The organism is Aeromonas sp. R4-2 (genome assembly GCF_040908295.1).
In the GTDB taxonomy this organism is placed as follows: Bacteria; Pseudomonadota; Gammaproteobacteria; order Enterobacterales; family Aeromonadaceae; genus Aeromonas; species Aeromonas veronii.
This window is the reverse complement of record NZ_JBFODL010000024.1, coordinates 259,597-282,181: the sequence shown is the minus strand read 5'-3', so window position 1 is coordinate 282,181 and position 22,585 is coordinate 259,597. Positions and strand designations below refer to the sequence as shown.

The following is a 22,585-nucleotide window of genomic DNA, read 5'->3' as shown; positions in this document are numbered from 1 at the left end:
GGCCTGTCACGCCGGGGGTCGCGGGTTCGAGTCCCGTCCGCTCCGCCACTAATTTGAAGGCCTTCCCGAATGGGAAGGCCTTTTTGCTATGGGCGGTTTTCGCCCCGTGGCCCACAGATTTGTACGCAAGAACCAACACATAGCCCAGTCTGGCGACTGGGCTATGGTGCTTTTAGTCTGCTGGTGAGCTGCCGACGTCCCACCACGATGACAATACCTTCCCCTGTTGGTGTTCTTGCTACTGTTTCCACCTCTGTATCGCTGCACATCCCACCTTGGCCATATTGTTCTGCTGCGAGCTGATAGAGCTTGATGATTAAATCAGACCATCGTGCAATGGTACGTCATCACTTCCACTTGTTTGTGTAATCCCTTTCTTGTTTATGGATTTATTCCATTAAAACAGTCTTTTATCAATAACTAGCTGTTTTGCAGCAGGAATGCCACATGAGACAAATGATAATGATTATTGTTTGAATGATCGGGGCAGGGTCGTTACAATGCGGGCTGATTAATAAAGTGCTTTTCAAATGAGCCTTTTCTAATACTGCGCGTGGCCGGATGCCAGGGCGTTGTAATGAGTGAAGTAAGGGAATACGTCACCTTCCTACTAAAAATGTTCAGGCTAAAACATGACAACAGTGAAACCGAACAAGCTTGCCTTGCTGATCTGCTCCCTTCTTGTGACCCAGGCCTATGCTGCCGAACAAGAGGTGATGGTCGTCACCGCTTCCGGCTTCCAGCAGAAGATTGAAGATTCTGCCGCCTCCATCTCCGTGATTACCCGTGAGCAGCTGGAGAAACGGGCATATCGCGATGTGACCGATGCCCTGAAGGATGTTCCCGGTGTTGTGGTGACCGGCGGTGGCAGCAGCAGTGATATCAGCATTCGCGGTATGGGTTCGAAATACACTCTGATGCTGGTTGATGGCAAGAAGGTGGATAGCCGTGGCACTCGCCCGAACAGCGATGGTCCGGGTATCGAACAGGGCTGGCTGCCGCCACTGCAGGCGATTGAGCGCATTGAGGTCGTCCGTGGTCCTATGTCATCCCGTTATGGTTCCGATGCCATGGGGGGCGTGATTAACGTGATTACCCGCAAGACCACCGGTCTGGCTTGGCAGGGCTCGGTTCACGCTGATTCGACCTTCCAGGAGAACAAGGATGCTGGCAACAGTTTCCAGACCGATGCCTATACCGCAGGTTCACTGATCGATGGCGTGTTGGGGCTGCGTTTCAACGGTCAGCTTGCCCATCGTGGTGAAGACAAATTTACCCAGGGTTTTGCCGAGCAAGAGACTCGCAGTGGCACGGCCGTGCTCAGCTTCAAGCCTGATGACCATAACCGCTTCGATCTGGAAGCCAGTCGCAGCCTACAGGATCGGAATCGCACGGCCGGCAATTCGCTGGCTGCCAAGGCGAAAGATAACCTTTATCGCTACGAGCGCACCAACTATGCGCTGACCCATGATGGCCAGTATGATTTCGGCTCTTCCAGCAGCTATCTGCAGCAGGAGACCAACAGCAACCCCGCTCGCAAGATGGAGCTTACCAACACCATCGCCGATACCCATACCCAGTTTATTCTGGGGGATCACTACCTGAGTGTCGGTGGTCAGTATCGCTATGAGGATCTGCACGACCAGGGCAATAACCTGAAAGTAGCCAACCCTGCCGAGCAGCTGACCCGCTGGAGTTGGGCGATGTTTGTCGAGGATGAGTGGTCACTTACTGACAGCTTTGCCCTGACAGGGGGCGCACGCATGGATCGGGACCAGAACTACGGTTCTCACTGGAGCCCGCGTCTCTACGGCGTCTGGCATCTGGATGACAGTTGGACTCTGAAAGGGGGCGTATCAACCGGTTACCGCTCCCCTGACTTGCGGATGTCGGCGGCCAACTGGGGCCAGGTCACCGGTGGTGGCAGCCTGGATGGCATGCTGGTCGGTAACCCGGACCTCAAACCCGAGACTAGCGTGAGTGAAGAGATCGGCCTGCTGTGGAACGGTCATCAGGGCTTCAACGCCGGGGTTACCCTGTTCAACACCGACTTCAAGAACAAGATCTCCGAAGTGCGTCGCTGCACCAGCAAGAGTGATCCCGCCTGTACCCTCAATGGTCACAGTTATGACTTCATCAGTGATCGGGTCAACGTCGACAAGGCGAACATGCGCGGTGTCGAGGGGATGATGGATTGGGCCATCAATGAGGATTGGTCGGTCAGCTCCAGCTACACCTTTACCCAGTCCGAGCAGAAGAGTGGTCCACTGGCGGGTCATGCCCTCAACCAAATGCCCCGTCACATGGTCAACGGCAGTGTTGACTGGCAAACCACCGAGGATCTCAGCCTCTGGTCACGGGTAAACTTCCGTGGCGAGACCTCCGAGTACCTGAGCCGGGTCAAGATGGCGGAGGGGACTCCTTCCTACACCTTCTTTGACATGGGCCTGGTCTACAAGGCCAACAAGCATCTGGATCTGACCGCCGGGGTCTACAACATGTTCGACAAGACGGTGGATTACAGCAGCTATGGCACTGTACTGGATGGTCGCCGCTACAACCTGGGCGTGACCTACAACTTCTGATAGGGAACCTGTCATGCGGCCGCCATCTTCCGATGGTGGCCGTTTTTATTGCGCGTCCGTCAGGGGGCTATGCCTGATAGGAGGCGGCTTGCCAGGTATTGCGCCCCCGTCCCTTGGCCTGATACATGAGGGCATCAGCCTGCCGTAGTAGTTGGTCGGCATCAGCCTCTCTCTCTGCGGCTACCCAGACTGCCCCGGTGCTGATGGAGAGGGTCACCTCGCCGCTGCTGGTGTGCAGGGTTTGCCGGTTGCTCTCCAGGCAGATCCGCTCGGCCCATTGCTCTGTCTCTGCCAGCGTGGCCAGCGGCAGCAGCAGGCAAAACTCCTCGCCGCCGATGCGGGCCAGCAGAGCCTCTTCGGGCAACAGGTTGGTCACAGTCGTGGCCAGCTTTTCCAGCAACAGATCCCCGATGCCATGACCAAAGCGGTCATTGGTCTCCTTGAAGTGATCCACATCGAACAGCAACAGGGCACAGGGCTCCCCGCTTGCCAGCCGCTGCTCCATGGCAGGCATGAATGCCCGTCGGTTGAGCAGGCCGGTCAGCGGGTCGGTACTGGCCTGCTTCTCCAGTCTGGCGTTGGCGCGGCTTAACTCGGTGGTACGGCTTGCAACGGCGCGGCGCAATTGCACTATGTAGGCCACCATGATCAATGCACCGGCCAGCAGTAGCCAGGGACCGAGATGGATGGGGTAGACGGTTTCGACATGCATCCACTTGCGGATGATCCTCTCCCGATCGCTCTCTTTGAGCTTGGCGAAGCCCTCTTCCAGCCGGTTTAACAGGGCAAGGTCGCCCTTTTTCACCGCAAAGCGGATCTGGTCGGTATAGAGGTGGCGAACCGGAATAAAGCGGGTGGGATCGTCGGAGGTATAGATGTAGAAGTTTGCGACCTGCAGATCGGCGATAAAGGCCTTTATGTCGCCCCGAAAGGCCGCCGCCAGTAGGGTGTCATTGTCATTGAAGGTCTGCAGTTGGGTGCCGGGGAAGTATCGTCTGGCGTAATACTCCTCGTAGCCACCGGCTACCACACCGACGGTTTCATGGAGCAGGTAGTAATGTACATCGGTGCCGCGCAATTCGCTCGAGAAGAAGAGCTGGGAGTCGAGCTGGGCGAGAGGCCGGCCATAGTCGAACAGCTTGTCCCGCTCCGGTGACCAGAGCAGTCCGGCGTGAACATCCGCTTTCCTCTCATGGAGCAGGTCGAGGGAGCCTTGCCAGTCGACCAGCCTGAAATCGATCTTCTGGCCGGTGACCCGGGCATATTCACGCCACAAATCGATCAGCAGGCCATCCGGCTGGCCCGACTCATTGATATAGGAGAAGGGCTGCCAGGCTTTGGAGTTGGTAATGATGATCGGCTCTTCCGGGGCTTTGGCCCGGGCAGGCAGAGCAAGGGCGAACAGCAGGAGCCCCCACCCGATACTGACTATGACTCCTGTCCTGGAAGAGGCCATCCTTGCTCCAATCCGTTGCCGTATACCGTCCCGTGGTCATCGATTATCACCGCCTTTCTCATCGAAGAACAAGCGCCCAAATGATGAAGTTTGCATGATGCAAATGGCGCCATGACAAGGCTGGCGGATAGAGTAATTACTTACAGCGGCAGGCTGATCCGCGCCTCCAGTCCCCCCTGTGGCCGATTGAGCAGGGTCAGCTCGCCGCCGTGCTGATGGACCAGAGTGCGGGCGATGGAGAGGCCCAACCCGACACTGCCGGACTCGGTGTTGCGCGCTTCATCGAGCCGCACGAACGGCTTGAACACATCCTCCAGCCGCGCCGGATCGATCCCCGGCCCGTTATCGCAGACCCGGATCAACAGCTCCTCCTTGCGCCGCTCCAGCGACACTTCGGCGCTGCCGGCATATTTGATGGCGTTGCCGATCAGGTTCTGCAGCACCCGGCGCAGGGTGTTGGCCCGGCAGGCGTAAACCTCTTTGCCCTCCGCCAGACAGGTGACCGGCTGGCCGGTATCGGCATAGTCATCGCACAGGCTGACCAGCAGGCTGACCAGATCCAGTTCGCGAGTGGCCTCCTGCTGCCCCTCCTCGCGAGCAAAGCTGAGGGTGGCCGCCAGCATCTGTTCCATCTGTTGCAGGGTCTGCTGGATCCGCTCCTTGTCCTCGCTATCGGCCAGAAACTCGGTGCGTAGCCGCAGGCTGGTGATGGGGGTGCGCAGATCGTGGGAGATGGCCGCCAGCATCCGGGTTCTGTCCTGCACGAAGCGGTCGAGCCGGGTGTGCATCCGGTTGAAGGCCTGAATCGATTCGCGGATCTCGGTCGGCCCCTCCTCTTTCAAGGGCTCGATATCCTCGCCCCGTCCTAGCCGCTCCGCATTGCCTGCCAGCTGCTTGAGCGGGCGGGTGGCACGACGAAACAGCAGCACCATCAGCCCGATCACCAGACTGGCGACCAGCATCAGGTTGAGGGTGGTCTGCCACGACCAGCTGCCAGCCTCCTTGTCGACCAGCGAGCTGAACTGCAGCCAGCCCCCCTGCGGCAGTTCGATGGAGCCATAGAGCCGCATATCCCGTGGTGGGGGCGGCCCCTTGCGATCCCGCATCATGCGGGCGTGATGTTCCCACGCCTTGCTGCGCTGGTTATCCTCTTTCAGCTCGGCGCTGATCTCGACGGTGAGGCCGGGGGGGTAGTTGAGGCGCGAGCGCACCAGCTGCTCGAAGCGGGGGCTGCGGTTATCCGGTTGCAGCGGTTCGTCGGAGAGGCGCAGCAGCAGGGTCTCGCTGCGGCTCGCCTTGAGGATCTCGTCATAGAGGGACGGGGGGGAGAGGGAGAGCAGCCTGACCACAGAGATGATCCGCTGCATGGCGTTGCGGCTGTTGACGAAGCCGAGCGCCTCCTCCCGATCCGTGCGGTAGATCTGGATGCTGAGCAGCTGGATCAGGATCAAGCCCGCCAGCGCCACCAGAATGATCTGCCCGGTCAGTCCCTTGGGCCACATCTGTGCCCACAGTCGTCGCAAGGTGCCCATTGTTTAAACCTGCGTCACGTCGGCGGAGAACATATAGCCGCCACCCCAGATGGTCTTGATCAGCTCCGGATTCTTGGGATCCCGCTCCAGCTTGCGGCGCAGGCGGCTCACCAGGGTATCGATGGCGCGATCGAAGGCTACCGCCTCGCGGCCACGGGCCAGATCCAGCAGTTGATCCCGGCTCAGCACTCGCTGCGGGCGTTCCAGAAACACCTTGAGCAGATCGAATTCGGCAGTGGAGAGGCTGAGGCCCACCCCATCCTCATCGACCAGCTCCCGGCGATTGACGTCGAGCAGCCAGCGATCGAAGCGCAGATCCCGGGTCAGGGTTTCGGCGGCGGGTTGGAGCTCTGCCTGGGTGCGGCGCATCACCGCCTTGATGCGCGCCAGCAGCTCGCGCGGATTGAAAGGCTTGGCCAGATAGTCATCGGCCCCCATCTCCAGCCCTATGATGCGGTCGGTCTCTTCCCCCATGGCAGTCAGCATGATGATGGGCAGGTTCGATTTGACTCGCAGCTCGCGGCAGAGGGTCAGACCATCTTCACCCGGCATCATCAGATCCAGCACCAGCAGGTCGAACTCCCGCTCCTCCAGCAGTCGCTTCATCTCCTTGCCATCCCGGGCGCAGCTGACCCGCAGGCCGTGCTGTTCCAGAAAGCGTTTCAAGAGATCGCGGATCTCGCTGTGATCGTCGACCACCAGAATGTGGGTGTTGCCCTGGTTCATGAATACCTCCCCTGCTTGGCGTTGGCACGAGTATACGAAAATACGCTGCACGGTTTGTGTCAAAGTGTGCCAGATCCGCACGATGCCACACTCTGCTACAAAAAAGGGTGAGGCTGGCAAAGTTCAGACACCGATAGGGTGTTTACTTGAGGGCAAGGCAAGAGCGCCGAACCAGAATCATCCCTACAGGAGATAGACCATGAAAAAGCTGACCAAAACCCTGCTGACCGCCACCCTGATCCTTGGCCTGCCGCTGGGTGCCTATGCAGCCAGTGAAGCAGCCCCCACTGGCCAGCCCGGTGCCATGGTGGATTGCCCGATGGACGGTGGTGGCATGATGGGTGGCAAACACCACGGTGGTCGCCACGACAAGATGGCCCGCATGCAGAACATGACCCCGGAGCAGATCCAGGCCAACCTGCAGCAACGTTATGACCGCATTGAAGATCCGGCCAAGAAGGCGGAGTTCATCAAGAAGCTCAACGAGCGTGCCGCCGGCATGACCAAGCACGCCGAAGCGATGAAGCAGTTCGCCGAAGCGAACCAGTAACAGCGCCAGCTGTTATCAACCCAAGGGTGGCCGAGGCCACCCTTTTTGTGTTTACTGCGTTGAGTAGCAGATTGGTTGAACGCTGGTGATTGCCAATAAAAGAGGGGAGCCTGATGCTTCCCCTCTTGCTATCTGTGCCGGTGCGGGTGTGCAACCGACTTCACCGGACGAGCGAACTTAGCCCTGAGCCTTGTCGGTCAGTTCTACTTTCTTGACGGTTTCGCCTTCGAACTTGATGACCACGTTTTTCTTGGCGGCGTCGGTATCTTTCAGCAGGGTTGTGGTTGTCTCTGCCAGCAGTGGAGAGGCCTTCTTCAGGGCATCCAGATCATAGGTCCACACTTCCAGACCGGCCTCGGTCTTGGTAGAGGCAGGTGCGCCCAGCTTCTCTTTGACTGCCTGCTTGTTGGAGCCGCCTTCCTTGATATCCAGAGCCTTTTTGATGGCTTCGTTGGATGCACTGTCCATGGCACCGGATACGGCAGTGCTGGCCGCATCCTTGACGCTGCTGGTGACGCTGTCGGTCAGCGAATCCATCAGGCCGGCATTGGCAAACAGGGGCAGGGTGGTGAGGGCAACCAGCAAACTCTTTTTCATTTTCTACAGCTTCCATGGGTTCAATGAGGCGGCTATGAAATCAGCAAAGATATTGGGCGTCAAGTGAGGCATGCAATTAACATTTCTGTTAACTGGATCTCATTTCTCACCAGCCGTAAACAGTTTTGGTATCTCCCGCACCAGCCAGCTTTTGGCCTTGCCCATGGTGTCTCGCCGCCAGGCCAGCACCACCTGGATCTGATGGCGATATTCGGGGCTGATCACCTTAAGCCGTCCGGCTCGGATGTCCTCCTCAATCCAGCTCTGTGGCATGGTGCCGACCCCGATCCCTGCCAGCAGGGCATCCCGTTTCTCCGTCATGGTGCTGACAGTGAGGCGCGGCTGCTTGTCCAGCAGGCGGTAGGTGAGAACCGGTTTGCGCAGGGCTGTGTCGGCCACCGCGATGGCGCGGTAGCGGCGCAGGGTCTCGTCGGCCAAGGGTTCGGGCTCCTGATGCAGCGGATGATCGGGATGGGCGACGTAGAGCATCACCTCGTCCTTGATCACCTGATGCTTGATGCCGGTCATCATGATGTCCGGGTTGATGGAGGAGATAAGCAGGTCGGCGCGGCCATCTTCCAGACACTCCCAGCTACCCGCCAGCACCTCGGCCCGCAGCCGCAGTCGGGTATCGGTCTGCTCGGCCAGCTTCTCCACCAAGGGGTAGAGGGCCTGCACCGGGACCAGCGCATCGACGGCGACTGTGATGTCGGTCTCCCAGCCACGGGCCAGCGCCCGGGTCTCGCCTACCAGATGCTCGGCTGCCTCCAGCAGCACCCGGCCGCGCTCCAGCAGCATGCGTCCGGCCGGGGTGAACTTGGTGCGGTGGCCGCTGCGGTCAAACAGCATGGCATCCAGTTCGTCTTCCAGCTTCTGCACCGTATAGCTCAATGCCGAGGGCACCTTGCCCAGCTCGTCGGCCGCCGCCGCAAAGCTGCCGCGGCGGTCGATGGCGTCCAGCACCCGGATTGCCTCCAGGGTCAGCGCCCGTTCCTTGTTCGATTCCTTGGCCATTCCTCACCTTCAATTTTTTTGAATATGTTTGCCAGTTTATCTCGCTAACAAGTTAGGTCATGTCACTTTAATATTCAATCAACGCTTAGGCAGGAACGTCGAGCGGCCAAATACGCGGGTAGTTCCGCACTGTGACACACCAAATCGGTCTGTCTGATGTCGGTGAAAGAACAACACACTATTTGAATAACCTCTTGCATGGATGCATTGATTCTGGCCGAAAAGGCCTTGGCAATGACATATAAAACAAGAGAGTGAATAAACATGAAAAACGTAATCAAGATGCTGGCCGTTGCAGGCCTGATGACCACTGGTTTCGCCCAAGCTTCCGTACCGGCTGACTTCAATGCCATGCCCGGCGTGCTGTTTGTGAACTGGAACGCCGCTGCCGCAATGGATGGCAAAGCCAATCCGATGCTGGAAGTGCGTGACGAGTCTGGCGATCTGCTGGCATCAGTCCACGCCAATCTGACAGGCACCCAGCAGGTGCGGATCCCGAGCCGTACCCAGGGCAACCTGACCGTCAGCCTGGCTGACCAGAGCAGCGAATACCGTATTCCGTTCGGTATCGGTAGCGGCAAACAGCGTTAATCAACCGTCCCGGTAGGTGAGGAGCAGACCATGATGCAATTGAGAGCCGCAGAAGCGCGGGGCAAGGCCAACTTTGGCTGGCTGGACGCGCGCCACAGTTTCTCCTTCGGTCACTACTATGACCCGGAGTGGATGGGGCACTCGGTACTGCGGGTGATCAATCAGGATCTGGTTGCGCCGGGTGGCGGATTCGCCACCCACCCTCACGCCAACATGGAGATCCTCACCTGCGTGCTGCAAGGCACCATAGAGCACAAGGACAGCCTCGGCCATGCCGAGCAGATCCCGGCAGGGGATTTCCAGCTGATGAGCGCAGGCAGCGGGATCCGCCACAGCGAGTACAACCCCTCGCAGACGGATCCTCTCTCCCTGTTGCAGATCTGGATCGAGCCGAACGAGTTCGGCACGCCACCCGGATATCAGCAGAAGAAGATCGAGTCCAGACCGGGCATGACGCTGGTGGCGTCACCGGATGGCGAAGCGGGATCGCTGCGGATCCGCCAACAGGCCCGCGTATGGCGGCTGGAGCTGGCCCCGGGCGAGACGCTCGAGTGGGCACTGGCTGGCCGACACGGTTACCTGCAGATGATTTCAGGGGAGCTTGCCGCCAACGGTCTGGCTGCCCGACCCGGCGACGGGGTACTCAGTCGTGATGAATACCGGTGGGAGCTGGTTGCGACCAGTGCCAGCCAAGCTCTGTTATTTGACCTACCCTGAAGCAGTCAGCGGTGATGTGACACAAACGAGGAATATGAAATGGACAAGATGAAAGATGTAGCGCTGCTGGCGGGTCGTGTACTGCTGGCGCTGATGTTCGTAATGGCGGGCTGGAGCAAGATCGGCGGCTATGCCGGTACTCAGGGCTATATGGAAGCGATGGGGGTACCCGGCTTTATGTTGCCGTTGGTGATCCTGCTTGAGCTGGGCGGTGGCCTTGCCGTCGTGCTCGGTCTCTTTACCCGCAGCCTCTCCGTGCTGCTCGCCGGTTTCACCCTGATGGCTGCCTTTATTTTCCATTATCAGCCTGCAGAACAGATGCAGATGCTGATGTTTATGAAGAACGTCTCAGTGGCCGGTGGTTTCCTGGCGCTGGCGGCGGCTGGTGCGGGTGCCTTCAGTGTGGATGCCCGTCTCGGCAAAAACTGGTAATGCCCTGAAGAGTCAAGTTTTCCAATGCCTTTTGGCCGGTGCAACTGCACCGGCTTTTTTCTGTCTGCGTTTTCCGGATAGGTGAGGCGACGGCACAAATCTGCGGCGCCCCTCATGGTTCGGCGGTTTGCCCGCCTGCTGGCCACAAGTGCCTTTTGCATCTTATCCCCCGATCCCTGACAATTCCCTCTCTTGTGAAGTGACGGAAATGGCTCGCCTTTTCCCTCGCCCCCTCTCATCCACAGGCGGGAATTGCTCATGTTTACCCTCTACCACTCCAATCAGCTGGATCTGCTCAAAGAGCTGCTGGTGAGCCGCATCCGGCAGGCCCCTCTCTCTCACCCCTTCGATCGGGAGCAGATCCTGGTGCAGAGTCCGGGCATGGCCCAGTGGCTCAAGCTGGAGCTGGCCAAGGCGTTCGGCATTGCCGCCAATATCGACTTTCCGCTGCCCGCCAGCTTTATCTGGGAGATGTTCACCCGGGTGCTGGCGGATGTACCGCGCCAGAGCCCCTACAACAAGGGCTCCATGAGCTGGCAGCTGATGACCATTCTGCCCGCCTTGCTGGATCGCCCCGCCTTTGCCCCGCTCGCCGCCTATCTGGGCGGTGGGGATGAGGAGGATCCCGCCAGGGATCCCGAGCAAGTGCGGCTGTGGCAACTCTGCCAGAAGGTAGCGGATCTCTTTGACCAGTATCTGGTCTATCGGCCGGACTGGATCGCCCGTTGGGAAGAGGGGGAAGGATTGAGTCAGGAGCTGGCCGGGGTGAGCGGTCAGGATTGGCAGCCCGAGCTGTGGCGCGAGCTGGTGGCTCGCACCCTGGCGCTGAGCCCAAGCGGCTACCACCGCGCCAACCTCTATGAGGGGTTTATCCACGAGCTGGAGCGTACCGCCGATCTGCCGGGCAAGCTGCCGCAGCGGGTCTTTGTGTTCGGCATCTCGGCACTGCCGCCGCGCTATGTGGAGGCACTGCTGGCCCTCGGCAGTCGGTCGGAGGTGGAGGTGCATCTGTTCGTCACCAACCCCTGCCGCTACTACTGGGGGGATCTGCTGGATCGCAAGACCCTGGCACGGCTCGAAAACAAGCTCAAACCCGGCACCGATATCGAGACATTGCAGGGCCCCGCCAACCCGCTGCTCGCCTCCATGGGCAAGTTGGGGCGCGACTACCTGCATCAGCTGATGGAGCTGGAGGTGCCGCAAATCGAGGCCTTCGTCGATATCGACGAGGTGGATGGCAAGGGCAATGTCAGCCTGCTGCGCGCCATCCAGAAGGATGTGCTGGAGCTGGCCGAACGGGGCGCCGGTCAGTTCGACCTCGACAGCAGCCATCACAAGAGCCCGATCGATCCGGCTGATGGATCCTTGCAGATCCACGCCTGCCACGGCCCGATGCGGGAGCTCGAGGTGCTGCACGATCGGCTGCTGGCGCTGTTCGAGCAGGATCCGACCCTCACCCCGAAAGATGTGGTGGTGATGATGCCGGATGTGAACAGCTACGGCCCCTACATTCAGGCGGTGTTTGGCGCGCGCGGTCAGATCCCGTTTGCGGTCTCGGATCGGGCGGCGAGTCAGGAGAGCCCGCTGCTGCAAAGCTTCCTCGCCCTGCTCAGGCTGCCCAACGCCCGCTTCGGGGCAGGGGAGCTGCTCGCCATTCTCGAGGTGCCCGCCGTGCTGCGCCGCTTCGAGCTGGATGACGACGAGTTCAACCAGCTGCGGGTCTGGGTGCAGGAGACCGGTATCCGCTGGGGGCTGGACGACGGCTACCCCGTCCGTTTCGATCTGCCGCCCATGTCCGGCAACAGCTGGCTGTTCGGCCTGCGCCGCATGCTGCTCGGGTTCGCCATGGGGGATGGCGAGCCGGTGGCGGGCATCTTGCCCTACGCCGATATCGAGGGGCAGCAGGGGCTGGCGCTCGGCAAGCTCGCCTGGTTTGTCGACTCGCTGGCCGAGTTTTTGCCCCGCCTGCAACAGGCCCAGCCGCTGGCGGAGTGGAACGCCTGCCTGCTGGCGCTGCTGGAGCGCTTCTATCTGGCCGACGAGGATGAAGAGCGTCAGCTTCAGCTTATTCGCAGCCAGCTGGCCGAGTGGCAGACTCGGCTTGGCGAAGCCCGCTTCGAGCAGCCCATCACCGCCGACCTGTTGCAGGACTACCTCGGCAGCGTGCTGGGGGAGTCCCGCTCCAGCCAGCGCTTCCTCGCCGGTCAGGTCAACTTCTGCACCCTGATGCCGATGCGCTCCATCCCCTTCAAGCAGGTCTGCCTGCTCGGCATGAACGATGGCGTCTACCCGCGTACCCTGGCTCCCATGGGGTTCGACTTGATGGCGGTGGCCTCGCGGCGCGGGGATCGCTCCCGTCGCGATGATGACCGCTACCTCTTCCTCGAGGCGCTGCTCAGCGCCCAGCAGGGGCTCTATATCAGCTATCAGGGCTTCAGCGCGCAGGACAACAGCGACAAGGTGCCATCGGTGCTGCTGGCGGAGCTGATCGACTATGTGCGGCAGGGCTTTGTGCTGGCGGGGGATGAGGATCTCGACGATGAAACCTCCGGCAAGCGGTTGCTCAACCACCTGATAGTGGCGCACCCGCTCACCCCCTACAGCCGCAACTACTTCTACCCGGAGCCGGGTTCACGCCTCTTTACCTATGCCGCCGACTGGCTGCCCGCCCTCAATCCGGTGCGCGGCGCGGCCAACTTCCAGAGCGGTGAGCTGCCGTTGCCGCCAGATTGGAACAGAGGGGGGGGCAAGGAGCAGGGGCTGGAGCTGGCGGAGCTGCTGCGCTTCTATCGGCAGCCCACCAAGTATTTCCTCAACCGTCGCCTCAAGGTTTGGTTTGAGTTGAATGAGGCCAACATCGAGGACAGCGAGCCGTTCGAGCTGGATGGTCTGCAACATTATCAGCTGAAAAACCTGCTGCTCGATGCCCATCTGGCGGAAGGTGACAGTACCGAACGTCGCGAGCGGTTGCAGCTCACCGGCCTGCTGCCGCAAGGGTGGTTCGGCAGCCTGCTGCTGGACGATCTGGACGCCGAGATGGGCAAGTTGGCGGACCGGCTGCGCCCATGGGTTGCGGCCAATGAGTCAGAAAAGCAGGCGGTGGAGATCGATATCTCCCTCACTCAGGGTCAGCTGCAAGGGTGGATCGACACCCAGAAGGGGCGTTTGCTGGTGGTCAAACCCGGCAGCTTCAACGGCAAGGATCTGCTGCTGGGCTGGATCCAGCACCTCTGCCTCTCATTGAGCGGCGCCCCCGGCGACACCCTGCTGTTCGATGCCAAGCAGAGTCTGCGCCTGCCTGCTCTTGCTGCCGACGAGGCGCGGCCCAAGCTGGCGGCGTTGGTGGCGTGTTGGGCGCAGGGGATGAAGCGGCCGCTGCCGTTCTTCCCCAACACCGCCTGGGATTGGCTCAAGGCGATCGAGAAGGATCCCGACAAGCCGGAGGCGGCCGACAAGGCGGCCCTCACCCGTTTCAACGGCGGCTGGATGATCAATGGGGAGGGGCAAGACGTTTACGTTGCCCGCTGCTTCCCCGAACTCGATGACGAGGTGTTGGGGCAGTTGCAGGCACTGGCCCGCGAACACCTGACCCCGCTGCTCAAGACCCTGGAGGAGCTGAAATAATGGCTAACCCGCTCAATACCCTGCGTTTTCCCCTCCATGGCGAACGACTGATCGAGGCCTCCGCCGGTACCGGCAAGACCTACACCATCGCCGGTCTCTACCTGCGCCTGCTGCTGGGCCACGGCCCGCTCATTGAAGAGGGTGCCGATGCCGGTCAGCCGAGCGCCCACGAGCGGCCGCTCTCGGTGACCGAAATTCTGGTGGTGACCTTTACCGAAGCGGCCACCGCCGAGCTGCGCGGGCGGATCCGCGGTCGTATCCACGAGGCGCGCCTCGCCTTTATGCGCGGCCATAGCAATGATGCCTTGCTGGCCCAGCTGCTGGCCGAGGTGGAAGATCACGAACTGGCGGCCCGTCGCCTGCTGGCCGCCGAGCGGCAGATGGACGAGGCGGCGGTCTTCACCATCCACGGCTTCTGCCAGCGGATGCTGAAACAGAACGCCTTCGAGTCGGGTGCCCTCTTTGAAACCGAATTTCTCACCGACGACAGCCAGCTCAGGCTGCAGGCGGTGAGCGACTACTGGCGCGCCGAGTTCTATCCGGTGGATAAAGCCCTCGCCAGCGCGGTGCGTGCGCTCTGGCCGAGCCCCGCCGCCCTGCTGCGGGAGATGGGCAGCTGGCTCGACAACAGCGAGCTGGAGATCCACCCCGCGCTGGGGGACGAGACCCTCGCCGCCCGCCATCAGGCCGCCATGAGTCGCATCGCTGCGGTGAAGAGCGAATGGCTGGCGCAGACGGACGAGATCCGCCGCCAGACCGACGGCCAGATCAGCCGCTACACCGGCAAGAACTACGAAGGGTGGCTCGCCAAGATAAGCGACTGGGCGCAGGACGAGAGCAGCGGCTACGCCATTCCCAAGGAGCTGGAGCGCTTCGGCCAGACGGTGCTGGAGGAGAACCTCAAGAAGGGGGGGACAGTACCGACCCTGCCGCTGTTCAGCCAGATCGACCAGCTGCTGGCCAGCCGCCCCGGTATTCGGGATCTGATCCTGCAACGGGCGGCCAAGGTGGTGCGCAGCCGGATGCAGGCCAGCAAGCGGCAGGCCCATCAGCTCTCGTTCGATGACCTGCTGAAAGATCTCGACGGGGCGCTTGGCTCAAGCCTTGGCGAGCGGCTGTGCGAGCGCATTCGCGCCACCTATCGGGTGGCGATGATCGACGAATTTCAGGATACCGATCCCCAGCAGTACCGCATCTTCCATCGCCTCTACGGCGGCCATAGCGACACGGCGCTTTTGATGATCGGTGACCCCAAGCAGGCCATCTACGGCTTTCGCGGCGCCGACATCTTTACCTACATTCAGGCGCGGCGAAATGTGAGCGCCCACTACACCCTCGGGCGCAACTGGCGCTCCAGCAGTGCGCTGGTGGGGGCGGTCAACGGCTTGTTCGAACGGGCCAAGGATCCCTTTATCTACGAGGCGGATATCCCCTTCCTGCCGGTGGATGCGCAGGGCAAGAGCAAGGCGCTGCTGCTCGATAGCGCCACCGCGCCGGTGCTCCACTGCTGGCAGCTGAGCGGCCAGCCGACCTTCAATCGGGGGGATTACCAGAGCAAGATGGCCCGCGCCACCGCCGCCGAGATCCACCGCCTGCTGACCCTGGCCCGCGAGGGCAAGGCGAAGATAGGCGATCAGGCTGTGAAGGCCGGGGATATCGCCGTGCTGGTGCGCACTGGCGCCGAGGGCAAGCTGGTGCAGCAGGAGCTGGCGCGCCTCGCCATCGCCTCCGTCTATCTGTCGAACCGCGAGAGCGTGCTGGAGCAGACGGAGGCGCGGGAGATCCTGCTGATTTTGCACGCCTGCCAGAACCCGAGCGAGGAGCGCAGCCTGCGGGCGGCGCTGGCGACCGGGCTGTTTGATCTCGACGCCAAGGCGCTCGATGGGCTGGCCAGCGACGAGCGGGCGTGGGAGAGCGCGGTGCAGGAGTTTATGGAGTACCGCAAGATCTGGCACCGCCGCGGCGTGCTGGCGATGCTGCGGGCCCTGCTGCACCGGCGCAATCTCGCCTCTTCCCTGCTGGCGAGCCCCTATGGCGAGCGGCGGCTGACCAACTTCCTCCATCTCGGCGAGCTGCTGCAACAGGTGAGCAGCGAGCTGGATGGGGAATATGCCCTGCTGCGCTGGTTGGGGGAGGCGGTGAGCCGCCCCAACGGGCAGGATGCGGAGCAGGTACTGCGCCTCGAATCCGAGCGCAAGCTGGTGCAGATCGTCACCATCCATAAATCCAAGGGGTTGGAGTACCCGCTGGTATTCCTGCCCTTTATCTGCAGCCACAGAACCGCCGAGACCCCGCTCTATCACGAGGCGGATGAGGCGGGCAATCGCACCATTCTCGATCTGACCGGCGCCGACTCGTCGCTCGCAGAAGCTGACAGGGAGCGCCTTGCCGAAGATTTGCGGCTGCTCTATGTGGCGCTGACCCGGGGCGTCTACGCCACCTGGCTGGGGCTGGCGCCGGTGCGGGCGGGGGCGGGCAAGTCGGAGAAGACAGACCTGCACCATACCGCCATCGGTTACCTGCTGCAAAAGGGCGAGGAGGGGGATGCGCAGACGCTGGCCACCGCCCTGACCGAGCTGGCACAGGCGCGGCCCGGGGTGGCTGTCGGTGAGCCCTCGCTCACCCGTCCGGCCCCGCTGCCGCCAGAGGAGGAGCAGCTGGGCGAGCCGCAGGTGCGCCACTTTAGCGGTTCCCTCGAGCGGGACTGGTGGATCAGCTCCTACTCCGGGCTGGCGGCGCAGGGTCATGGTCACAGCAAGGGGGTCTTGGCCAATCCCGGCTTCGATGACGAGGTCGTCACCGAGGCGGCTGCGCTGGCTTCCGAGCAACCGGAGGAGGCACCCCAGCCCTCCATCTTCACCTTCCCGAAAGGGGCGCGCCCCGGCACCTTGCTGCACAGCCTGTTCGAGACCATCGACTTTCAAAGCGCCGCGGGCGAGCCGTTGGCAGAGCATATCGCCAGTCTATTGGCTCAGGACGGCTTCGACGAAAGCTGGGCTCCGGTGCTGCAACAGCAGGTGGAGGCGGTGCTGGATACCCCACTGGAAACAGGCTTTGGCGAGCCGGTGCGGCTACGGGATCTGGCCCCCGAGCGCAAACAGGTGGAGCTGGAGTTCTTCCTGCCCATGGGGCGGGTGACGGCACCGGCGCTGACCGCGCTCTGCCAGCAGCACGACCCGCGGTCGCGGGGCAACAAGCCGCTCAGCTTTGCCACCGTGCAGGGGATGCTCAAGGGCTTTATCGACTTGGTGTTCGAGTGGCAGGGGCGCTGGTATCTGCTCGACTACAAATCGAACCACCTCGGCATGAGCCCGGCCGATTACAGCCGTCCGGCGCTGGAGCGGGCGATGGCCGAGCACCGCTACGACCTGCAATACCAGCTCTACTCGCTGGCGCTGCACCGGCTGCTCACTTTGCGCCTGCCGGGCTACGACTTCGAGCAGCACTTTGGCGGGGTCTTCTATCTGTTCCTGCGCGGCATGCCGCAGGGGGGCATTTTCCATACCCGCCCGAGCCGTGAACTGGTGCGGGGGCTGGATGAGTTGTTTAGAAACGGTGATCGCTCTGGCGGTGTTTCATCAGCAGAATTAAACGAGGTAGAGGCATGAGCGGCACCATGATCAGCACCGCGACCAGCGCAATGATGGTTGAACGGTTGAAAACACTGGCGCTGGCTGGCCGTATCCGCCAGCTGGATCTGCAATTTGCCAGGCTGGTGGCCGACCTTGGCGGCAGCCCCGAGCTGGTGCTGGGGGCTGCGCTCACCTGCTTTGAGTTGGGGCGCGGCCATGTCTGTCTGCCGCTTGAAATGTTGACTGCCGGATCCCTGCGACCGTTCGGGCTGGATCCCCAGCAAAGCCGGGATCTGCTGGGGGATCTGGCGGATCCTGCCCGCTGGCCCGCCCTGTTTGCAGAGAGTCCCTTGGTGGGTACCGAACAGGATGAGGGGCTAGCCCCGCGCTGGCCGCTGCGGCTGTGGCGCGGGCGGCTCTATCTCACCCGCTACCACGATTTTGAACTGGGGGTGGCCCGCCATCTGCGCGCTTTGAGTGAACGTGCCGAATGGCCGGAGATTGCCCCGGCCCTGTCGCGGCTGTTTGCCCGCGACTACGGGCTGGTGTTCGCGGCGCTGCTCAACGCCCGCCTCGCCCCCGACTTCTCGGCCCGCCACTTTATCGAGAAGTATCTCGATCTGGTGTTCCCCAATGAAGTTGATTGGCTCGCCATCGAAGGGCTGCTGGCCAGTGTCCAGGCGGCGAGCGACTTGAGCAAGCTGGATGCGCTGGTGCCCGAGGCGCTCTGCTGCAACGGCCAGAAGCTGGCGGCGGCCACGGCGGCGGCGCGCCCCTTTGCGGTGATCTCCGGCGGCCCCGGCACCGGCAAGACCACCACGGTCGCCAAACTGCTCGCCATTCTGGTGGAAACCGGGCTGCAAGCAGGCAAGGCACCGGCGATCCGGCTGGTGGCCCCCACCGGCAAGGCGGCGGCGCGCCTCACCGAGAGTATCGGCTCTGCCCTGCAGGCCCTCGATCTGCCCCCCGAGTGGGTCGAAGCGATCCCCACCGAGGCGGGCACTCTGCATCGGCTGCTCGGGGTCATTCCGGGGCGCAGTCAGTTCCGCCACCACGCGGGCAACCCGCTGCACCTCGACTTGCTGGTGGTGGATGAGGCCTCCATGGTCGATTTGCCGATGATGGCGCGCCTGCTCGATGCGTTGCCGAGCCACGCTCGCCTGATCCTGCTCGGCGACAAGGATCAGCTCGCCTCGGTGGAGGCGGGGGCCGTGCTCGGCGATATCTGCAGCTTTATCGAACAGGGCATCAGCCCGGCGCAGGCGGATTGGCTCTCCCGCCAGACCGGCTACCGTTTGCAGGGTACGCCCGCGGGGGCGCCGGTGCGCGACAGCCTCTGTTTGCTGGCCAAGAGCTGGCGCTTTGATCAGCATTCGGGCATCGGCCAGCTGGCACGCGCCTGCAACAGCGGCGATGCCACGGCGGTGGAATCAGTCTGGGGCATGGGCTTTAGGGATATCAGCCTGCACCCCTGGGCCGGGGAGGCCTACGATGCCCTGATTGCCCAGGGGGTGGCCGGTTACGGCAGCTATCTGAAGGCGGCCCGCGCGGGGGAAGCGCCCGCCGCCGTGTTCAAGGCATTCAACAGCTTCCAGATCCTCTGCGCCCTGCGCGATGGCCCGTTCGGCGTGCTGGGACTTAACGAGCGGCTCGAACTCGCCTTGTCACGGGCTGGCCTGATTGCCCGCGATGGTGACTGGTATGCCGGTCGCCCGGTGATGGTGGTGCGCAACGACCACGGGGTCGGCCTCTACAACGGTGATATGGGGCTCTGCCTGCCCGATGAAACTGGGCGGCTCAAGGTATGGTTTGAGCAACCGGACGGCACCCTGCGTGCGCTTTTGCCCAGCCGGCTGCCACCCCACGAGACGGTCTACGCCATGACCATCCACAAATCCCAAGGCTCGGAGTTTGCCCATACCGTACTGGTGTTGCCCGACAGCCCCAGCCCGCTGCTGACCCGCGAGCTGGTCTATACCGGTATCACCCGCGCCAAGGCCCGCCTCGATCTCTACGGCGATCGCGCCCTGCTGGCACAGGCAGTACGGAAAAAGACCGAGCGTTATTCCGGATTGGCGGAGCGGTTGGGGGAGTGATTGGGTATATTGTCCAGATTTCATTACTGTCAACATGATAATAATTAAAGGAGTTGTATGGTTATCAGTGAGGAAAGAATGGCAGAGGTCATGAGAATAATGGAGATATCAGGTGACCTACGAAAAGCTAGCATTAATGATGAGGAGTTAATTTTTGCTGCTATTAATGCCATTCTGGCACATACACCAGCAGGTCTAGTATACTCACTGGAGCATCTGTCTGAGCTGAGGGATATGATTGATGAAATTATTGAGGGGAAGGTTTATAAGGAAGTTGGTCAGCTGTCTGATATAAGTGAAATTAAAGAGCGCTTGAATAATAATTCCAGTTTGGTTAGAGATGTTTCTGCCGGACGTGTAGCCAAAGAAAGTATATCCGAGCTGATCGCGTTTATTGAAGAGTATGAGCCTGATGACTATGCCAAGGACTTTGTTAATTTAGTGACAGAGGTAATATCTAATATCAATGATTTTTATATATCCACCAGAATTTTACCAATAGTGCAAAGGGGGATATATTCAACTGATATCAGTAAGTTAATTGAATCTATGGAACGTGACTTCGTAGATAAAAGAAATGACGAGTCTTTCTGGCAAAAAAAGTTCGAGTTTAATAAAAAACTTTTAGAGTATCTTCTTGGTGGTAGTATTAATATCTGCTCCAGAGAGTTTAGTGTTGGCAGTACGGATATCTCAGGAAAAGGTAATCGACGGACTGATTTTGCATTACTTCATTCTTTAAGTAGAAACATTAGTCTTGTTGAAATAAAAACTCCAGGTACCGCTCTTTTATCTAAGCGAAAATATAGAGGGACGTTTGGACTTTCTAATGACTTGTCAGGTTCTATTGCTCAAGTTTTAATACAGAAGTCTGAATTGATGAAGAATTTTTATAGTAAGAAATATAATGATGAGCTTGATTTTGAGGTTTTTGCACCGCGTTGTTATGTAATATGCGGTTTGTTATCTGATCTCAATAATGAGAAAGATAAGTTGCAGGCATTTGAAATCCATAGAGATGCAGTATCTTCTCATGTGAAAATAATTACTTTTGATGAGTTGTATCGTAATTTTTTAGATTTCAATCGGTCTAATTAGGATGTATTTCGTAGGTTCATCTCGTATATTGGGCTTCGCAGGCTCAGCACCAACCTACCGATTGTGTAGGTTGGTGCTGAGCGTAGTGAAGCCCAACGTTTACTGCGTAATCTCTTTTTTCCTCCCCCTCATCCCCGACCCTTCTCCCGCAAGGGGAGAAGGGAGGTTTGGCCCAGTGGCTATATCTCGAATTTACACGCGATTGCCAACACCATATCCCCGATGCTGCTTTATCCCCTCTCCCTCTGGGAGAGGGCTAGGGTGAGGGGAGCCAGTTTACACAATGCCCATTTCGTAAAATCGGGTAGGGTGCAATGAACGAAGTGAATTGCACCGCCCATATTTATCTTGCAAAATGGTGGGATACTTTTCGTTTTTAATAATAAATCAGGCAGTAAAATGACAATTCATAGTTTTAAAAGCGAACAGCAAAAAAACATGCTGCTTGGGGTTGGCTTTATATTTCTGGTTGTTCTATGGTTGGCAAGTATCTTATTCAAGACAAGATTGTCAGATAAAACACTTATTGCTGACTTGGTTCCTGAGTCGCTCACCTACATTACTGTCAGTGCATTATTTGGATTGGTTGGTGCGATAGTAACTGCTTTTAGATGTCCCAGACGTCATGCCTTAAAATATATTGCAAAAGCGTTTGGCAATTGTTTCTTTATGATGCTTATAACGTCATGGTATGGCTATGATATGTACGTCTATTATTATCCAGATAAAGTGGTCAGTTATGATACGGAATATAAAGTGGTTTATCCCGGGCCATCCAAAGGCAAATACGGCCGTTGTGAGGCAGGCTTAAAAATAAAAGATAAGCATACAGGGTATTGGTTTGATCTTTGTTACAGTGATAGTGAGCTTGGTAAGGCACAGATTCGGAATTATGGTGAGATCTGGGTGAAAACTCGGGTTAACGAGGTGGGGTCATACCTGGAGAGCTACAAGGTATATCCAGACAAATCTTATTTTTCTATCCCCTCACCGCCAACCGCTCTCCAGCAAGTAAATAAGGGATAATCTCGTTCCCGTGCCCAGATTAATTTTCTCTAATCGAACCTACACGGCTGGCGATCATATTTCCGATGCTGCTTTATCCCCTCTCCCTGAGGGAGAGGGCAGGGTGAGGGAGGGTAGGGTGCAAAGAACGAAGTGAATTGCACCGCTGCTATTTATCTGCCAAAAGGTGTAATGCGCTGCGCTTATTACACCCTACATCCAACCCACACATGACAGGATGTCATTGCTTGAGACTTGAATTTAACCCCATCGACCTGGATCGGGATTACGAGCTCTGTGTGCTGGCGCGCAGGGATGCCTATTTTTGCAGCTTTCATACCCATGATGGTTTTGCCGACTTTATCGACGGCTATCGGGAGCGGATCCGCGAAAGGCTGGGGCAAGCGCAATGGCACTACCTTCATGTCTGGGCGGGTGAACAACGGGTGGGCCAGCTGGAGTTTCGCAGCTTTTCCGATGAGCCCGAGACAGGCTATGTGCAGCTGATTTATCTGTTCCCCGAATATCGTGGCACCGGTTTGGCTGCCGTGTTGCAGGCCTATATTCGTCAGCAGTTGCTGGGGGCGGGTTGTAAATGGGCGATCCTCTCCGTGAGTCGTACCAATGTGCGGGCCTTGAATCATTACCGGCGCTTCGGCTGGATATTTCTGCGCCCCAATCCGAAACATCAGGAGACGGATTTTTATCGGCTGACTCTGGCCGAGTGACCTCTGTGGGGCCTCTGGGTATCCCCTCATTTATTCCCATCCCCCAAATGACTGAATCGTGAGTTAAATCCGGTAAATGGGGCGCGCTTGAGCCACACTTATGGCCACCCTGATTCAGCCTGCGCCGTGAGTGGCCGATAACCGGGGAAACGGTGGTGCGGTGGGGTTCTGGCTGACAGATCTGTTGCAATATGCCAAGGTAGCGCCTCATGACAACAGCGCGATTCCCCGTGGTGGCGCGGGGCGGAAGAACAAGGATAAC

Annotated in this window: 16 protein-coding genes; 11 read left to right on the top strand and 5 right to left on the bottom strand. The window is 59.5% G+C overall.

The features are described 5' to 3' along the window. Window positions 1-632 precede the first annotated feature (632 nt). Complete coding sequence (locus AB5Y99_RS19500; RefSeq protein WP_368210600.1) at window positions 633-2,585, top strand: ligand-gated channel protein; 1,953 nt, start codon at window positions 633-635, stop codon at window positions 2,583-2,585. 67 nt (window positions 2,586-2,652) lie between these two features. Here the strand turns inward: AB5Y99_RS19500 and AB5Y99_RS19495 are convergent, their stop codons facing one another. The 3 genes from AB5Y99_RS19495 to AB5Y99_RS19485 all read right to left on the bottom strand — a co-directional run bounded on the left by AB5Y99_RS19495 (window position 2,653) and on the right by AB5Y99_RS19485 (window position 6,299). Next, window positions 2,653-4,041: a transporter substrate-binding domain-containing protein gene (locus AB5Y99_RS19495; protein WP_368210597.1), complete on the bottom strand. Its 1,389-nt coding sequence runs from the start codon at window positions 4,039-4,041 to the stop codon at window positions 2,653-2,655. A gap of 140 nt (window positions 4,042-4,181) precedes the next feature. Further along, window positions 4,182-5,573 carry an ATP-binding protein gene (locus AB5Y99_RS19490; protein ID WP_368210595.1) on the bottom strand — a complete coding sequence of 464 codons (1,392 nt, stop codon included), beginning with the start codon at window positions 5,571-5,573 and terminating at the stop codon, window positions 4,182-4,184. Between the two features lie 3 nt (window positions 5,574-5,576). After that, window positions 5,577-6,299, bottom strand: a complete 723-nt coding sequence (locus AB5Y99_RS19485) for a response regulator (protein ID WP_368210593.1) — start codon at window positions 6,297-6,299, stop codon at window positions 5,577-5,579. 199 nt (window positions 6,300-6,498) lie between these two features. Between AB5Y99_RS19485 and AB5Y99_RS19480 the strand changes: the two genes are divergently transcribed. Next, window positions 6,499-6,849, top strand: coding sequence for a hypothetical protein (locus AB5Y99_RS19480; protein ID WP_005355311.1), 351 nt, complete (start codon window positions 6,499-6,501; stop codon window positions 6,847-6,849). 177 nt (window positions 6,850-7,026) lie between these two features. Here AB5Y99_RS19480 and AB5Y99_RS19475 read toward each other — a convergent pair whose 3' ends face one another. Together AB5Y99_RS19475 and AB5Y99_RS19470 are read right to left on the bottom strand one after the other, a co-directional pair. Then, a complete protein-coding gene (locus AB5Y99_RS19475; RefSeq protein ID WP_021231764.1) occupies window positions 7,027-7,446 on the bottom strand; it encodes a hypothetical protein in 420 nt (139 codons plus the stop codon). Between the two features lie 99 nt (window positions 7,447-7,545). Continuing rightward, window positions 7,546-8,460 (bottom strand): LysR family transcriptional regulator, encoded by a 915-nt coding sequence (locus tag AB5Y99_RS19470; protein WP_368210590.1) that lies wholly within the window; start codon window positions 8,458-8,460, stop codon window positions 7,546-7,548. Between the two features lie 258 nt (window positions 8,461-8,718). On the opposite strand from AB5Y99_RS19470, the gene AB5Y99_RS19465 reads away from it, so the two are divergent. The 9 genes from AB5Y99_RS19465 (at window position 8,719) to AB5Y99_RS19425 (ending at window position 22,323) form a co-directional block, all read left to right on the top strand. Continuing rightward, complete coding sequence (locus AB5Y99_RS19465) at window positions 8,719-9,051, top strand: hypothetical protein (RefSeq protein ID WP_113740771.1); 333 nt, start codon at window positions 8,719-8,721, stop codon at window positions 9,049-9,051. Window positions 9,052-9,081: 30 nt separating this feature from the next. Then, window positions 9,082-9,768, top strand: coding sequence for a pirin family protein (locus AB5Y99_RS19460; protein WP_005356843.1), 687 nt, complete (start codon window positions 9,082-9,084; stop codon window positions 9,766-9,768). A 39-nt stretch (window positions 9,769-9,807) separates the two neighbouring features. Next, window positions 9,808-10,200 carry a DoxX family protein gene (locus AB5Y99_RS19455; protein ID WP_005336513.1) on the top strand — a complete coding sequence of 131 codons (393 nt, stop codon included), beginning with the start codon at window positions 9,808-9,810 and terminating at the stop codon, window positions 10,198-10,200. 258 nt (window positions 10,201-10,458) lie between these two features. Then, complete coding sequence (gene recC / locus AB5Y99_RS19450; protein WP_368210587.1) at window positions 10,459-13,824, top strand: exodeoxyribonuclease V subunit gamma; 3,366 nt, start codon at window positions 10,459-10,461, stop codon at window positions 13,822-13,824. Further along, window positions 13,824-17,432, top strand: a complete 3,609-nt coding sequence (gene recB, locus AB5Y99_RS19445) for an exodeoxyribonuclease V subunit beta (RefSeq protein ID WP_368210585.1) — start codon at window positions 13,824-13,826, stop codon at window positions 17,430-17,432. The genes recC and recB overlap by 1 nt, the downstream gene beginning before the upstream one ends. Then, window positions 17,429-19,492, top strand: coding sequence for an exodeoxyribonuclease V subunit alpha (recD, locus tag AB5Y99_RS19440; RefSeq protein ID WP_368210583.1), 2,064 nt, complete (start codon window positions 17,429-17,431; stop codon window positions 19,490-19,492). Before recB ends, recD begins: the two co-directional genes overlap by 4 nt. A 57-nt stretch (window positions 19,493-19,549) precedes the next feature. Next, window positions 19,550-20,590, top strand: coding sequence for a Shedu immune nuclease family protein (locus tag AB5Y99_RS19435; protein WP_368210582.1), 1,041 nt, complete (start codon window positions 19,550-19,552; stop codon window positions 20,588-20,590). Between the two features lie 399 nt (window positions 20,591-20,989). Then, a complete protein-coding gene (locus tag AB5Y99_RS19430; RefSeq protein ID WP_368210580.1) occupies window positions 20,990-21,616 on the top strand; it encodes a hypothetical protein in 627 nt (208 codons plus the stop codon). Between the two features lie 227 nt (window positions 21,617-21,843). Continuing rightward, complete coding sequence (locus tag AB5Y99_RS19425) at window positions 21,844-22,323, top strand: GNAT family N-acetyltransferase (protein WP_368210578.1); 480 nt, start codon at window positions 21,844-21,846, stop codon at window positions 22,321-22,323. Window positions 22,324-22,585: the final 262 nt, after the last annotated feature.

Coding starts and splice junctions, on each gene's coding strand:
- AB5Y99_RS19460 (WP_005356843.1), top strand. CDS start 9,082: ATGATGCAATTGAGAGCCGCAGAAGCGCGGGGCAAGGCCAACTTTGGC.
- AB5Y99_RS19485 (WP_368210593.1), bottom strand. CDS start 6,299: ATGAACCAGGGCAACACCCACATTCTGGTGGTCGACGATCACAGCGAG.
- recC (WP_368210587.1), top strand. CDS start 10,459: ATGTTTACCCTCTACCACTCCAATCAGCTGGATCTGCTCAAAGAGCTG.
- AB5Y99_RS19455 (WP_005336513.1), top strand. CDS start 9,808: ATGGACAAGATGAAAGATGTAGCGCTGCTGGCGGGTCGTGTACTGCTG.
- recD (WP_368210583.1), top strand. CDS start 17,429: ATGAGCGGCACCATGATCAGCACCGCGACCAGCGCAATGATGGTTGAA.
- AB5Y99_RS19475 (WP_021231764.1), bottom strand. CDS start 7,446: ATGAAAAAGAGTTTGCTGGTTGCCCTCACCACCCTGCCCCTGTTTGCC.
- AB5Y99_RS19435 (WP_368210582.1), top strand. CDS start 19,550: ATGGTTATCAGTGAGGAAAGAATGGCAGAGGTCATGAGAATAATGGAG.
- AB5Y99_RS19470 (WP_368210590.1), bottom strand. CDS start 8,460: ATGGCCAAGGAATCGAACAAGGAACGGGCGCTGACCCTGGAGGCAATC.
- recB (WP_368210585.1), top strand. CDS start 13,824: ATGGCTAACCCGCTCAATACCCTGCGTTTTCCCCTCCATGGCGAACGA.
- AB5Y99_RS19500 (WP_368210600.1), top strand. CDS start 633: ATGACAACAGTGAAACCGAACAAGCTTGCCTTGCTGATCTGCTCCCTT.
- AB5Y99_RS19430 (WP_368210580.1), top strand. CDS start 20,990: ATGACAATTCATAGTTTTAAAAGCGAACAGCAAAAAAACATGCTGCTT.
- AB5Y99_RS19495 (WP_368210597.1), bottom strand. CDS start 4,041: ATGGCCTCTTCCAGGACAGGAGTCATAGTCAGTATCGGGTGGGGGCTC.
- AB5Y99_RS19490 (WP_368210595.1), bottom strand. CDS start 5,573: ATGGGCACCTTGCGACGACTGTGGGCACAGATGTGGCCCAAGGGACTG.
- AB5Y99_RS19480 (WP_005355311.1), top strand. CDS start 6,499: ATGAAAAAGCTGACCAAAACCCTGCTGACCGCCACCCTGATCCTTGGC.